Origin of the sequence: Streptomyces sp. BB1-1-1, from assembly GCF_031597775.1 — a bacterium.
Taxonomy (GTDB): Bacteria; Actinomycetota; Actinomycetes; order Streptomycetales; family Streptomycetaceae; genus Streptomyces; species Streptomyces thinghirensis.
In genome coordinates this window covers 2,418,171-2,432,553 of record NZ_CP134203.1, presented here as the reverse complement: position 1 = coordinate 2,432,553, position 14,383 = coordinate 2,418,171, and the positions used below count along the sequence as shown (strand labels likewise).

Annotated in this window: 8 protein-coding genes; 7 read left to right on the top strand and 1 reads right to left on the bottom strand. The window is 72.0% G+C overall.

Features of this window, described 5'->3' with window-relative positions:
- Nucleotides 1-3 precede the first annotated feature (3 nt).
- Nucleotides 4-705 (top strand): response regulator transcription factor, encoded by a 702-nt coding sequence (locus tag RI578_RS11140; RefSeq protein ID WP_310870950.1) that lies wholly within the window; start codon nucleotides 4-6, stop codon nucleotides 703-705.
- Nucleotides 706-754: 49 nt separating this feature from the next.
- On the opposite strand, the gene RI578_RS11135 is transcribed toward RI578_RS11140, so the two are convergent.
- Nucleotides 755-3,667 (bottom strand): glycoside hydrolase family 3 C-terminal domain-containing protein, encoded by a 2,913-nt coding sequence (locus RI578_RS11135; protein ID WP_310870949.1) that lies wholly within the window; start codon nucleotides 3,665-3,667, stop codon nucleotides 755-757.
- Between the two features lie 400 nt (nucleotides 3,668-4,067).
- Here RI578_RS11135 and RI578_RS11130 point away from each other — a divergent pair, with 400 nt between their 5' ends.
- The 6 genes from RI578_RS11130 to RI578_RS11105 all read left to right on the top strand — a co-directional run bounded on the left by RI578_RS11130 (nucleotide 4,068) and on the right by RI578_RS11105 (nucleotide 14,352).
- On the top strand, nucleotides 4,068-5,768 hold the full coding sequence (locus RI578_RS11130; RefSeq protein WP_310870948.1) for an extracellular solute-binding protein: 1,701 nt from the start codon (nucleotides 4,068-4,070) through the stop codon (nucleotides 5,766-5,768).
- Nucleotides 5,769-5,802: 34 nt separating this feature from the next.
- Entirely contained in the window at nucleotides 5,803-6,840 is a 1,038-nt protein-coding gene (locus RI578_RS11125) for an ABC transporter permease subunit (RefSeq protein WP_310870947.1), read from the top strand.
- Nucleotides 6,837-7,805, top strand: a complete 969-nt coding sequence (locus RI578_RS11120) for a carbohydrate ABC transporter permease (RefSeq protein ID WP_310870946.1) — start codon at nucleotides 6,837-6,839, stop codon at nucleotides 7,803-7,805. Before RI578_RS11125 ends, RI578_RS11120 begins: the two co-directional genes overlap by 4 nt.
- Nucleotides 7,806-7,958: 153 nt before the next feature.
- Complete coding sequence (locus tag RI578_RS11115; protein ID WP_310870945.1) at nucleotides 7,959-10,175, top strand: 1,4-beta-glucanase; 2,217 nt, start codon at nucleotides 7,959-7,961, stop codon at nucleotides 10,173-10,175.
- Nucleotides 10,175-12,151 (top strand): beta-galactosidase, encoded by a 1,977-nt coding sequence (locus RI578_RS11110; RefSeq protein WP_310870944.1) that lies wholly within the window; start codon nucleotides 10,175-10,177, stop codon nucleotides 12,149-12,151. Before RI578_RS11115 ends, RI578_RS11110 begins: the two co-directional genes overlap by 1 nt.
- Entirely contained in the window at nucleotides 12,148-14,352 is a 2,205-nt protein-coding gene (locus RI578_RS11105; RefSeq protein WP_310870943.1) for a glycosyl hydrolase family 95 catalytic domain-containing protein, read from the top strand. The genes RI578_RS11110 and RI578_RS11105 overlap by 4 nt, the downstream gene beginning before the upstream one ends.
- The last annotated feature ends 31 nt before the right edge of the window (nucleotides 14,353-14,383 follow it).

The window sequence follows — 14,383 nt, the reverse complement described above, 5'->3', positions numbered from 1 at the left end:
CCCATGGAGCGGGAGAAGGAGACACACGTGATCAGGGCACTGGTCGCCGACGACCAGGCGGTCGTACGCACCGGCTTCGTGAACCTGCTGGGCACCCAGGAGGACATCGAGGTCGTCGGCGAGGCCGAGGACGGTGTACAGGCCGTGCGGATCGCCGGTGAGACCCGGCCCGACCTCGCACTCCTCGACATCCGGATGCCGCACATGAACGGAATCGAGGCGGCCCGCGAGATCCTGGCCGCGTCCGGCGGCGCGACGAAGGTCCTGATGCTGACGACCTTCGGGCTCGACGAGTACGTGTACGACGCGCTCGCGGCCGGGGCGGGCGGCTTCCTGCTCAAGGACGCCACCTTTCCCGAACTGCTGCACGCGGTCCGGGTGGTGGCGGACGGCAACGCCCTGCTCTCGCCCGAGATCACCAAGCGGCTGATCGCCGAGTTCGTCCACGCGCGCGCGTCACGGCTGCCCGTCCACTCGGCGGACGACCTCACGGCTCGGGAGACGGAGGTGCTGACCCTGATCGCGCGTGGCCTGTCCAACGCGGAGATCGCGGGCCGCCTCACCATCACCGATCACACGGTGAAGACCCACATCAACCGGCTGTTCGCCAAGCTGGAACTGCGCGACCGGGCCCAAGCCGTGATCGCCGCCTACGAGCTGGGCCTGGTCCGGGCGGGGGGCGAGTCGGGGGCCCGGCGCCGGTAGACACGCGCCGGTGCCGGGCCCCGTCCTCGTGCCGGCTTCCTCCGGACCCTCAACCGGAGAAGCCGACGTGCGCGAGCCGCAGAGAGCCGCGCAGTCCGATGCGGAGATCGTGAACGCCCTCGGCCGTCAGCGCGGCGCCGAGTTCCACGTAGTCGTACGGTCCCGGTGTGGGCGCGTCCGGTGACAGCACCGCCAGGACCGGGCCGCCGCCGAGGGCGATCTCCACGGTGCCCTCGCTCCCCGCCACCGCCACCGTCACCCCGGTGACTCCGGGGCCGAAGTCGCAGTCTCGGTAGAGCAGTTGGCCCGCGCCGCCCGCCACCGGCGTCACCGCGTCGCCCGTGGCCCTGGTCCGGTCGACGATCTCCGTGCCGCTCTGCTCGTCGAAGTCGGCGGCCGTCAGGCCTCGTTCGCGGACCGGGCGCGGCGCGGCGGGCTCGCCGTCGAGTGTCACGGTGGCCGACAGACGGACGTCCTCGCTGGAGGCACCCACCAGCAGGGCGTACGGGCCCGGCTCCAGCCGCCACCGATCGTGCGCCACGTCCCAGAACGCGAAGGCGGACAGCGGGAGTTCGAAGGCCAGCTGCGCCGTGGCCCCCGGGGGCAGGGTGACGCGGCGGTGGGCCAGGAGTTCGCGGCGCGGGCGCGGGACCGACGGGGCCTCGGCGCGGACGTAGAGCTGGACCACCTCGTCGGCGGTGACGGCTCCCGTGTTGGTGACCGTGAAGGACACGGACACCTCCCCGTCCGCCACCCGCGCCGCCAGGTCCGCGTACGAGAAGGACGCGTACGACAGACCGTGCCCGAAGGGGAACAGCGGCGTCCCCTCGAAGTACAGGTAGGTCTGGCGGCCGCCGATCACGTCGTAGTCGAGCAGGTCCGGCAGGTCGGCGTCGTCCGCGTACCAGGTCTGCGGGAGCCGCCCGGCGGGGGAGACGTCCCCGGCCAGGACCCGGGCCAGCGCGGTGCCGGCCGCCTGTCCGCCGTGCGCGGTCCACAGCACCGCCGGGAGCACCTCCGCGTCGACGGCGTACGGGTAGGCGGACACCAGCGTCAGCACGGTGCTCGGGTTGGCGGCGCGAGCCGCGCGCAGCAGGCGTTCCTGGTGGTCGGGCAGCCGCAGGGTCGTACGGTCCTCGGTCTCCCGGCCGTTGATGTGCGGGTCGTTGCCCGCCACCACCACGACCACGTCGGCCTCCGCCGCCACCCGCGTCACCGCGTCCTCGCCGCGCTCGGTGACGACCAGCTCGAAGACCTCCGGGGCCTCGTGCTCCGAGGTGGCCTCCACGGAAGGGTCCGAGGCGGCCTCCACGGAGGGGTCCGAGGCGGCAACCTTCACGCCGTCGGCGGCGACATGGACGTGACGACCCGTTCCCATGTGCCGGAGGAGGTGCCCGTTCCCGTGGGGTTCGAGGCGGAACGTCTCCTGCACGACCCAGCCGCCGGGCTGGTCGGCGGAGGCGCGGAGGTAGCCATCCTCGGCGACCGAGAGGTAGCGGCCGTCGGGTGCGCGCAGGGTGAGGACGCCCTCGCCCCAGTCGACGAGCGCGAGTTCGGTGCCGGTGGCGTCGGTGGTGAGGGGCGGCAGGTCGGTGCGGCCGGCCAGCAGGGCCGGGTCGAGGGCGCCCTCGGTGCCGCGCGCGTCGCCGGGGGAGTCGTCCGACGGGAGCACGTGCAGGAACGTACCGGCGGCGGTCTTCAGCCGGACCCGGTCCACGCCCTCCGCGAAGCTCACGCGCTCGGCGCCGAACCGCTCGTACAGGCCCTCCAGCGGGGTGGAACGGTGGATGAGCGTGCCGCTGTACCAGTCGAGCTTGCACTCGTCGGCGAGCAGCCCGACGACCGCGATCCGGGCGCCGGGGGCCAGCGGCAGCACGCCGTCGTTCTTGAGCAGGACGACCGCCTGCTCGGCCGTCTCCAGTGCCAGAGCCCGGTGCTCCGGCGTGTCGAAGCCGGCGGCCGCGGTCTCCGCGGTGACGGCGTACGGGTCGTGCTCCGGGTCGAACTCGCCGAGCCGGAAACGGACCGACAGCTGCCGGCGCACGGCCGCGTCGATGTCGGCCTCGGTGAGCAGGCCCTGGTCGAGAGCGCCCCGTACGCGGGCGACGATCTTCGAGGAGTCCGTGCCGTGGTCGGTGAAGCTGTCCACCCCGGCCCGCAGCGCGGCGGCGGTCGCCTCCTCGTGGGTGTCGAAGTAGTGCTCGGAGTCGACCAGGTTGGAGGGGGCGCCCGCGTCCGAGCAGACCAGGAGATCGTCCTCCGTCCAGGCGCGCAGCTGCCGGTTCAGGTACGGGGAGACGTGGTTGGGGCGGCCGTTGACCAGGTTGTACGCCGGCATCACCCCGGCCACCGCGCCCGCCTGGACCGTCTCGCGGAAGGCACGCAGGTCGTACTCGTTCAGGACGCGGGGGCGGACGGACGCCGAGGACGTGTCCCGGTCGGTCTCGTTGTTGTGCGCGAGCCAGTGCTTGAGGACGGGCGCCGTGCGCCAGTACGTCGGATGTTCGCCGCGCAGGCCGCGGGTGTAGGCGGTGGCGATGGCCGAGGTGAGCCTCGGGTCCTCGGAGTAGCCCTCCTCGTTCCGGCCCCACAGGGGGTGGCGCAGCAGGTTCACGGTCGGGGACCAGACGTTGAGGCCGACGCGGTCGTCGCGGGCGCGCATCGCCCGTGCCTCCCTGGACACCGCCTCGCCGACCCGGCGCACCAGGTCCTCGTTCCAGGTGGCGCCGATCCCCACGGCCTGCGGGAACACGGTCGCCGGGCCCATCCAGGCCACGCCGTGCAGCGCCTCCTGGCCGGTGCGGAAGGCGGCGATGCCGAGGCGTTCCACGGCGGGCCCGAACTGGTGCAGGAACCCGGTCTTCTCGTCGAGCGTGAGCCGCGACATCAGGTCGTCGACGCGCTTCGCGAACGGCAGACGCGGATCACGGAAAGGCGGCGTGGGCGGCGTGGGTGCGGTCACGTGGAGTTCCCCTTGCGATGGAGCGGCCAGGCGCTTTCGAAGCGCTTCGATGCTCAGTCGACCCGGGGGTGGGTGTCAAGCCACTTCCGCGCATCACCTCCGACTTCTCACCGCAACCCAAGCGTCACATGAGTTGGTTCAGCCGACCTCGCCCTCCCGATACCTCGGAGGAATTCTGGAAGCGACTCTTGTGCACCCCCAGGCGTTCACTTAACCTCGCAGCAACATCGAAGCGCTTCGACTGCGAGGCTCCCACCCGGAAGTGCACCTGGCGCACCTTGAGGTGCGACCGAACCCGGGCATTCCTCCGACGACCGCTTCAGCTCAGCCAGTTCCACTCGAGACACCGCAGCCGACGGCCACCGCCGGGTGTCCTGGTGCGCCACGAAGGGTTGACGCAATGACGCCGAACGCCGCCTCCGGCCCCAGCCGGAGAAAGTTCCTCGCCTCCACGGCGGTCGCCACCGCAGCGGTGGCGGGAGGGATGCCGCTGCTCTCCGCCTGCGGCGGGGGCGGGAAGAACGACCGCAAGGAGGGGACCACGTCGGGGAAGGACGCGCAGAAGATCCTTCCGGCCTTCGTGGCGTCGAACGTCGTGACGCCGGACATCCCCGCCAAGAACGGATCGGCGGCGGGCTTCACCAAGGCGATCCCCACGGCCGAGCTCAAGACGTCGGTGCCGAAGAAGCTGGGCAGCGGCGGCAAGCTCTCGGTCATGGCGCCCTTCTGGGGCACCCCGCCCAAGGGCGACAACCCGTACTACACGGCCATGAACGCGGCCACCGGCGTCGAGGTCGCCTGGCAGAACCAGGACGGCGTCACCTACGACCAGAAACTCGGCGCGGTCCTCGCCTCCAGCGACATCCCCGACGTCGTGGTCGTCCCCGGCTGGAACCTCAACGGCCGCATCCCCAGCGCCGTCAACGCCAAGTTCGCGGACCTCGGCCCCTACCTGTCCGGCGACAAGGTCAAGGACTACCCGAACCTGGCCGCGGTCCCGACCGAGGCCTGGCAGCGCGGCATCTTCGGCGGCGTGCTCCGGGCGGTCCCGATGCCGGCCTCGTACGTCACCGACATCGCGCCGCTCTACCGCAGGGACCTCTTCGCGAAGAAGGGCTACTCCGTCCCGAAGAGCCCCGAGGAGTTCCTGTCCTGGGCCAAGGAGGCCACCGACGCCAAGTCCAAGCTCTGGGCCTGCGACGACATGAAGTGGACGGCGTTCAACATCTTCGGTGTCCTCTCCGGCAGCGACAAGGCGCTGTGGTGGAACCTGGAGGGCGACAAGCTGGTCAACCGCATCGAGACCGACGAGTACCTCGAAGCCCTGGAGTGGACGCGGAAGCTGTACGCCGCCGAGGTGGTCCACCCCGACGCGGTGCAGGGCAAGGCGGGCGGCACCCCCGGCAACCGGCTCACCGCCGGGGAGATCCTGGTCTACAACCAGAACATCTCCGACTGGTGGGGCAAGACGGCCGAACAGCGCACCCAGAACCCGGACTTCGACATCGCCGCGTTCGACATCTTCGGCGCCGACGGCGGCGACCCCACGCTGTGGGCGGTCCAGCCGGCCAACATCTTCACCTTCGTCAGCAAGAAGGCGAGCAAGCAGCAGATCAAGGACTTCCTCGCCCTCTGCAACTACTGCGCCGCGCCGTACGGCACCAAGGAGTTCATGCTCACCGCCTACGGCGTCGAGGGCACCGACTACGACCTGAAGAGCGGCCTGCCGGTCAAGACCCAGCAGGGCGTCAACGAGGTCAACGGCGCCTTCGACTACACCGGCAACCCCGCCCCGTACATCGCCTACCCCGACCTCCCCGAGGTCACCCGGGGCATGGTCGAGTGGCAGCAGCGCATGGGCGCCTTCACCAAGAAGTCCTCCTTCTTCGGGCTGACCGTCACCGAGCCCACCCGCTGGGCCAACCTCGCCGACGACTTCGAGCAGCTGGAGGACGACGTCGTGCGCGGCCGCAAGAAGATCAGCGACGTGCAGCAGGCGGTGTCGGACTGGAAGGAGAAGGGCGGCGACGGCCTGCGGGACTGGTACAAGAAGCTGCTCGACGACAACGGCTCCAACGGCGACAACGGCACCACGAACTGACCCCAGGCACAGGCCCGACGGCAAGGAGAAGGCCGTGTCGCACAGCACGGTGCCTCGGAGCAGAACCGAGGCGAAGACCCCCGAGAAGACCCCCGCGACGGACCCGGAGCGGCCCGCCGGGGCCAAGGGCGGCAAGCGCGCGGGGAAGCTGAGCCTCCGGCTCAGATTCAGACGCGACCGCACCCTGATCCTGATGACGCTGCCGGCGCTGCTGCTGGTCCTGGTCTTCAACTACATACCGATCCTCGGCAACGTGGTCGCCTTCCAGGACTACGACCCGTATCTCAGCGAGAACGGCTTCGTCGCCATCTTCGAGAGCCCGTGGATCGGCTTCGAGCAGTTCGAGCGGATCTTCGCGGACTCGGCCTTCTGGCACGCGGTGCGGAACACCTTCGTGCTGTTCTTCCTCCAGCTGGTGCTCTACTTCCCGATCCCGATCATGCTCGCGCTGCTCATCAACAGCGTGGTCAGGCCCCGGGTCCGGGCGATCGCGCAGGCGATCATGTATCTGCCGCACTTCTTCTCGTGGGTCCTCGTCGTCACCGTCTTCATGCAGATCTTCGGTGGCGCGGGCATCATCGCGCAGACCCTCCGCGAGCACGGCTACGAGGGCTTCGACCTGATGACCAACCCCGAGGTCTTCAAGTACCTGGTCACGGCCGAGACCATCTGGAAGGACGCCGGCTGGGGCATCATCGTGTTCCTCGCCGCGCTCTCCGCCGTCTCCAACGACCTGTACGAGGCCGCCGCCATGGACGGCGCGGGACGCTGGCGGCGCATGTGGCACATCACGCTGCCCGCCCTGCGCCCGGTGATCGCCCTGCTGCTGGTGCTGCGCGTCGGCGACGCCCTCACCGTCGGCTTCGAGCAACTGCTGCTCCAACGACAAGCCGTGGGTGTCGAGGCCTCGGAAGTCCTCGACACCTACGTGTGGTGGAACGGCATCCGCAACCAGGACTTCAGCTACGCCGCCGCCGCGGGCCTCATCAAGGGCGTCGTCGGTCTGGCGCTGGTGCTGACGGCGAACAAGGTGGCCCACCTCATGGGCGAGCAGGGGGTGTACAAGAAGTGAGCGCCGTCCTCGACACACAGGCCGACGACCCGACGGCCGACGACACACCGGCCACGAGGAAGCCCAGCCCCTGGGCCGCCCCGCCGCGCCCGGTGTGGGAGGAGGAACCCTCCAAGGCCGGACAGGCCGGCAAGGGCCTCGTCCTGACCCTGGCCTGCCTGGGCATCGTCTTCCCGCTGTGGATCGTCGTGGTCACCAGCCTCCAGTCGAAGAAGACCATCGACGAGGCCGGCGGCCTGGTGGTGATCCCCAAGGGCATCACCTTCGTCGCCTACCAGGAACTCCTGAGCGGCGGACAGGTCCAGCGCGCCGCCCTGGTCAGCATCGGCGTCACCGTGGTCGGCACGCTGTTCAGCATGGCGGTGTCCGTGCTGAGCGCGTACGGCCTGTCGCGCAGCGGATCACTCGGGCACCGCTGGCTCCTGATGGCCCTGCTCACGACGATGTTCTTCGGGGCCGGTCTGATCCCGACCTATCTGCTGGTGCAGGCGCTGGGACTGACGGACACCTACCTGGCGCTGATCCTGCCCAGCGCGGTGAGCGTGTTCAACATCCTGGTGCTGCGGGCGTTCTTCATGAACATCTCGCAGGAGCTGATCGACAGCGCCCGCATCGACGGCGCCGGTGACTGGCGCATCCTGTGGAAGATCGTGATGCCGCTCTCCCGCGCGGTCCTCGCGGTGATCGCCCTCTTCTACGCCGTGGGCTACTGGAGCGCCTGGTTCAACGCGTCGATCTACCTGACCGACCAGGACATGATGCCGCTCCAGAACGTCATGATCCAGCTGGTGCAGAAGCAGGAACGACCGGTCGGGCTGTCGGCGCAGGTCAACACCGGGGAACTGTCCGCGCTCGCGATCCAGATGGCGGTGATGGTCATGGCACTGCTGCCGGTGGCCGTGCTGTCGCCGTTCGTCCAGCGTCACTTCAAGAAGGGGATGCTCACGGGGGCGGTCAAGGGCTGACCCGCAAGCGGTCACGCGGCTCGCGCGATGTCCTCGGCCGCGCTGCCGCGGTGCCGTCATCGCTTGTCGCGCCCACGCGGCCAAGCCGCGTGCCGACACAGCCCCGCGCCCCCGAGTTGCTGTCCCTCCGACTCTCGCAGAACGAGGTATGTCATGCACGCGTCCCCCCTGAGCCGGCGTGCCGTACTCGCCGGAACCGCGGCCGCCGCCGCGCTCACCGCCGTTCCGTTCACCCCCGGGCACGCCCGGGCCGCCGAGCACCCCGACGGAGCCCGTCCCTACCGCTGGCGCAACGTCGTCATCGGCGGCACCGGGTTCATCACCGGCGTCCTGTTCCACCCCCGCGTCCGCGGGCTCGCCTACGCCCGTACCGACATCGGCGGCGCCTACCGCTGGGACGACCGGGCCGCCCGCTGGGTGCCGCTCCTGGACCACCTCGGCTGGGACGACTGGAACCTCCTGGGCGTCGAGGCGATGGCCGTCGACCCCGCCCACCCGGACCGGCTCTACCTGGCCTGCGGCACCTACGCGCAGGACTGGGCGGGCAACGGCGCGATCCTGCGCTCCGAGGACCGCGGCGCCACCTGGCAGCGCACCGACCTCACCGTGAAGCTCGGCGCCAACGAGGACGGCCGGGGCGCCGGCGAGCGGCTCCTGGTCGACCCGCGCGACAGCGACACCCTGTGGCTGGGCACCCGGCACGACGGCCTCTGGAAGTCGACCGACCGGGGCGCCACCTGGGCCCCCGCCACCGGCTTCCCGGCCACCCCGAGCGCCACCGGCCAGGGCGTCACCCTCCTCGTCGCCGCCCGCCGCACCGTCTACGCCGGCTGGGGCGACGCCGGCGGCACCGCACCGAACCTCTTCCGCACGCCCGACGGCACCACCTGGCAGCCCGTCCCCGGGCAGCCCTCCGGCACCGCGGCCAAGGTCCCGATCCGCGCCGCGTACGACCGGCACACCCGCGAGCTGTACGTGACGTACGCCGACGCGCCGGGCCCGAACGGCCAGTCCACCGGCAGCGTGCACAAGCTGCGCACTACGAGCGACCGTTGGGCCGAGGTCACGCCCGTCGAGCCCGGCGGCACCCCCCCCGACGGTTCCGCCGACAGCTTCGGCTACGGCGGAGTCGCCGTCGACGCCCGCCGCCCCGGCACCGTCGTCGTCTCCACCAACAACCGCTGGGCGGCGGTCGACACCCTGTACCGGACCACCGACGGCGGCCGCACGTGGACGTCCCTGAAGGACTCGGCCGTCCTCGACGTCTCCGAGACCCCCTACCTGAAGTGGGGCGAGGAGCGGCCCAAGTTCGGCTGGTGGATCCAGGCCGTCGCCCTCGACCCCTTCGACTCGCAGCACCTCGTGTACGGCACCGGCGCCACCCTCTACGGCACCCGCGATCTGCGCCACTGGGCCCCGCGGATCCGCGGCCTGGAGGAGGCGTCCGTGACCCAGCTGATCTCGCCCCCGCGCGGGCGGGCACACCTGCTCAGCGGGTCGCGGGACATCGGCGTGATGTACCACGAACGGCTCACGGCGTCTCCGGCGCGCGGCATGGCGACGAACCCCGTGTCCGGGTCGGCGACGGGACTCGCGCAGGCGGCGCGCAGACCGGCGTACGTGGTCCGGGCGGGCTGGGGAGACCACGGCAACGGCGCGTACTCGCACGACGGCGGCATCACCTGGGCACCCTTCGCCTCCCAGCCCGGCATCGCCAAGGACGCGCCGGGACCGATCGCCACCAACGCCGACGGCAGCGTGCTGCTGTGGTCCTTCGTGCACTGGGACGGCACCAGGTACGCGGCCCACCGCTCGGCGGACAACGGCACGACCTGGTCCGAGGTCCCCTCCTTCCCGAAGGGCGCCACGCCGGTCGCGGACCCGGTGGACCCGATGCTCCTCTACGCGTACGACACCGACGCGGGGACGCTGCTCGCCAGCACCGACGGCGGCCGCGCCTTCACCGCCCGCGCCACCGGACTGCCCGCCGGAGACGCCCAGTTCAAGCTGGTCGCGGCGCCCGGCCGCAGCGGCGACCTGTGGTTGAGCACGAAATGGAACGGCCTGCACCGCTCCACCGACGGCGGCGCCACCTTCACCAAGGTCGACAGCTGCTGGGCCTCCCACACCCTGGGCTTCGGCAAGGCCGCCGACGGCGCCGGCTATCCGGCGATCTACCAGGTCGGCTCCACCGAGGCCATCACCGCCGTCTACCGCTCCGACGACGAGGCGAGGAGCTGGACGCGGATCAACGACGACCACCACCAGTGGGGGTGGACCGGCGAGACCATCACCGGCGACCCCCGCGTGTACGGCCGCGTCTACCTCGCCACCAACGGACGCGGTATCCAGTACGGGGAGCCCCGCTGATGCCGAACCTGTCGGACGCCACCCGCCGCCGCATCCTCTACGGCGGCGACTACAACCCCGAGCAGTGGCCCGAGGAGACCTGGCACGAGGACGCCCGCCTGATGAGGGCCGCCGGCGTCAACTCCGTCACCCTCGGCGTCTTCTCCTGGGCGAGGCTGGAACCACGCCCCGGCGTCCACGACTTCGGCTGGCTGGACCGCCTGATGGACCTGATGCACGCAGGCGGCATCGGCGTCGTCCTCGCCACCCCCACCGCCTCGCCCCCGCCCTGGCTGGGGCACCTGCACCCGGACACCCTGCCCCGCGACGAGGACGGCCGCACCGAGTGGTGGGGCGGCCGGCAGCACTTCTCGCACTCCAGCGCCACCTACCGCCGCCACGCCGCCGCCATCACCGAGGCCCTGGCCGCCCGCTACGCCGGCCACCCCGCCCTCACCATGTGGCACATCAACAACGAGTACTGCACCTACGACCACGGCGACGAGGCCGCCATCCGCTTCCGCAGCTGGCTCCAGGACCGCTACGGCACCCTGGACGCCCTCAACACCGCCTGGGGCACCGCCTTCTGGAGCCAGGGCTACGGCGACTGGGCGGAGATCCTGCCCGCCCGCCGCACTCATTATCTGAAGAACCCGACCCAGGTCCTCGACTTCCGGCGCTTCACCTCCGACATGCTCCTGGAGTGCTACGTCGCCGAACGCGACATCGTCCGCCGCCACACCCCGCACCTGCCGGTGACCACCAACTTCATGCCGCTCTGGTCCGGTCAGGACGCCTGGCGCTGGGCCGAGGAGGAGGACGTCGTCTCCGTCGACCTCTACCCCGACCCGCGCGACCCCTTCGGCGCCCAGGAAGGCGCCCTGGTCCAGGACATGACCCGTTCCCAGGCACGTGGCCCGTGGATGCTCATGGAACAGGCGGCCGGACCCGTCAACTGGCGCGGCGTGAACCACCCCAAGCCGCGCGGCCTCAACCGCCTGTGGTCCCTCCAGGCCGTCGCCCGCGGCGCCGACGCCGTCTGCTACTTCCAGTGGCGCCAGTCGAGGCAGGGCGCCGAGAAGTTCCACTCCGGGATGGTCTCCCACGCGGGGGCGGAAGGCCGTACGTACCAGGAGGTCAAGCAGCTCGGCGCCGACCTCGCGAAGCTCGGCCCGCACGCGGCGGACAGCACGGTCACCGCCGGCGTCGCCGTCCTGCACGACTGGCACTCCTGGTGGGCCGGCGCCCAGGACGGCCGCCTCTCCACCCGCTTCGACTACCCCGACGTCCTGCGCGCCTGGCACCGCGCCCTGTGGGAGGCCCACCTCACCACCGACTTCGCCCACCCGGAACACGACCTGACCCCGTACAAGGCGGTCGTCGTACCCCAGCTCTACGCGCTCACCGACGCGGCGATCGACAACCTCCTCGCCTACGCGCGCGGCGGCGGCACCCTCGTCTGCGGCTTCCTCACCGGCGTCGCCGACGAGGACGACCGGGTCAGGCCCGGCGGCATGGACGCCCGGCTGCGCGAGCTGTTCGGCATCCGCACCCTGCACGAGTGGTGGCCCCTGGAGGCGGACGAGACGGCCGTCTGCGACGGCTTCCGGGGCACCCTGTGGTCGGAGGAGATCGAGCCCGACGGCACCGCCACCGAGACCGTCCGCTACAAGGGCGGCGAGCTGTACGGACTCCCGGCCGTCCTGCGCAAGGGCCGCGCCTGGTACCTCTCGACCCTCCCGGAGCCGGACGCGCTGCGCGAGCTGCTCGCCCGCATCGCCGCCGACGCGGGCGCCCGGCCGGTGCTCGACGGACTCCCGGCCGGCGTCGAGGCCGTACGCCGCGGTGACCTGCTGTTCCTCCTCCACCACGGCCGCGATCCGGTCACCGTCGACGTCCCGGGCACCCACCGCGACCTGCTGACCGACGCGACCGTCACCGACCGCGTCACCCTCGGCCGCTACGGCGTGGCGGTCCTCGCGGAGCCGGCCTCATGACCGGTACGCCGGCGCACGGCACCTGGGAGCCCGAGCCCGCCGCCCGCTGGGAGGACGCCTTCCTGAGCGGCAACGGCCACCACGGCGCCCTCGTGTTCGGCGATCCGAATGCCGACCGGGTCATCGTCACCCACCACACGCTCGTCCGCCCGAACGGCGACGACGAAGACCGCCGCCCGCCCCGGCTCGCCGCCGAACTCCCCGCCCTCCAGGACCGCCTGCTGGCCGGGGACACGACCGCCGCCGAGGGCTTCACCGACGGCCGCCCGACGCGATGGGTACGCCCCTTCCACCCGGCCTTCCAGCTGCGCCTGAACAGACCGCCCGGCGACACCCGCGCCGCATACCGCCGCTCCGTCGACTTCACCACCGGCGAGACGACCGCCACCTGCTCCACCTGGACCAGCCGCGTCTTCGTCTCCCGCGCCGACGACGTGATCGTCCAGCACGTCACCGCCCCGAACCTCACCCTCGACCTCTCCCTCGACCCCCGCCTCCCCGGCGCCCCCGCCGGGCTCGGCGTCGGCCACGGCGCCGTCCTCACCCCCGAGGGCGCCCTGCTCAGCCTGCGCGCCCGCTACCCCGGCGACAGCGGCCTGGCGTACACCGGCGTCACCCTGGCCGCCGTCACCGGCGGCACCACGAAGCTGGTACCGCCCGGCGTACGCGTCGAGGGCGCCACGGAGGTACTGCTCCTCACCCGGGTGCGCCGGCACACCTGCGAGCTGGACGTGGTCACCGAGGGCCGGGCCCTGCGCGACCTGCCGGAGGGGACGTCGTACGAGGGCCTCCTCGACCGCCATCTCGCCCTCCACCGCACCGCCTACGACCGCGTCACCCTCGACCTCGCCGCCGACCCCGCCGAACGCGCCCTGCCGGGCTCCGCGCTGCTCGACCGCCCCCGCGGCAGCGCCCTCCTGGAGCGGCTCTTCGCCGCCGGCCGCTACCACCTCCTGTCGGCCAGCGGCATGCTCCCGCCCCGCCTGACCGGCCTGTGGACCGGCGACTGGAACACCGCCTGGTCGGGGGCGTTCACCACCAACGCCAACCTCAACCTCCAGACCGCCTCCGCCGCGGCCGCCGCCCTCCCCGAGGTCACCGAGGCCCATGCCGCCCTGGTCCACGGGCAGCTCCCGGACTGGCGGGACAACGCCCGCGCGATCTTCGGCACCCGGGGCGTCGTCGCGCCCTCGCACACCGACGGCGAGTGCGGGCACACGTACCACTTCAGCCGCGAGTACCCGCTGCACCTGTGGACGGCGGGCGCCGACTGGCTGCTCAAGCCCCTCGTCGACCACGACGAGACCCGCGGCGAACGCGACCCCCGCACCACCGCCGCGCTCGCCGAAGTCGCCCTGTTCTACGAGGACTTCCTCACCCGGACCGACGACGACGGACACGCGGTCGTGGTCCCCTCCTACTCACCCGAGAACCGCCCCGCCAACGCCGGTTGGGGCACCGTCGACGCGGCCATGGACCTCTCCGCCGCCCGGCACGCCCTGCTGACCGCCGCCGACCGCCACCCCGAGCACGCCGACCGCTGGCGCGCCCTGGCCGACCGCCTCCCACCGCACCGGACCAACGCCGACGGCGCCCTGGCGGAGTGGGCGTGGCCGGGCCTGGCGGACACCTACGACCACCGCCACCTCAGCCACCTCTACGGCGTCTGGCCGCTCGACGAGATCAACCCGTACGACACCCCGGCCCTCGCCGAGGCCGCCCACCGCGCCCTCGCACTGCGCGGCGCCGAGAACGACTCCGCCCACGGCCACCTCCACCACGCCCTGATCGCGGCCCGCCTCCGGGACGCCGGACGGGTCGCCCACGCCCTCGGCCAGGTGCTCGACGGCGACTTCTTCCACGCGTCCCTGATGAGCGCGCACTACCCCCACCGCGACGTGTACAACGCGGACGCCGCGCACGCCCTCCCGGCCGTGCTCATCGAGATGCTCGTGCAGTCCACCCCCGACCGGCTGGTCCTGCTCCCCGCGCTCCCGGAGAGCTGCCGCGCGGGCCGGCTCACGGGCGTACGCACCCGGTTCGGAGCGGAGCTGGACCTCACCTGGGCGGCCGACGGTACGGCGACGGCCGTCCTGCGCCCGGGCCGCACCCACCGCATCGAACTGAGGACTCCCTCCGGCACCGAACCGCTCGACCTCGCCGCCGGAGAGGACCGCGTCATCAGCGTCAAGGCGCGGTAGCAGCACCGCAACTCCCCCCCACCCATGGAAG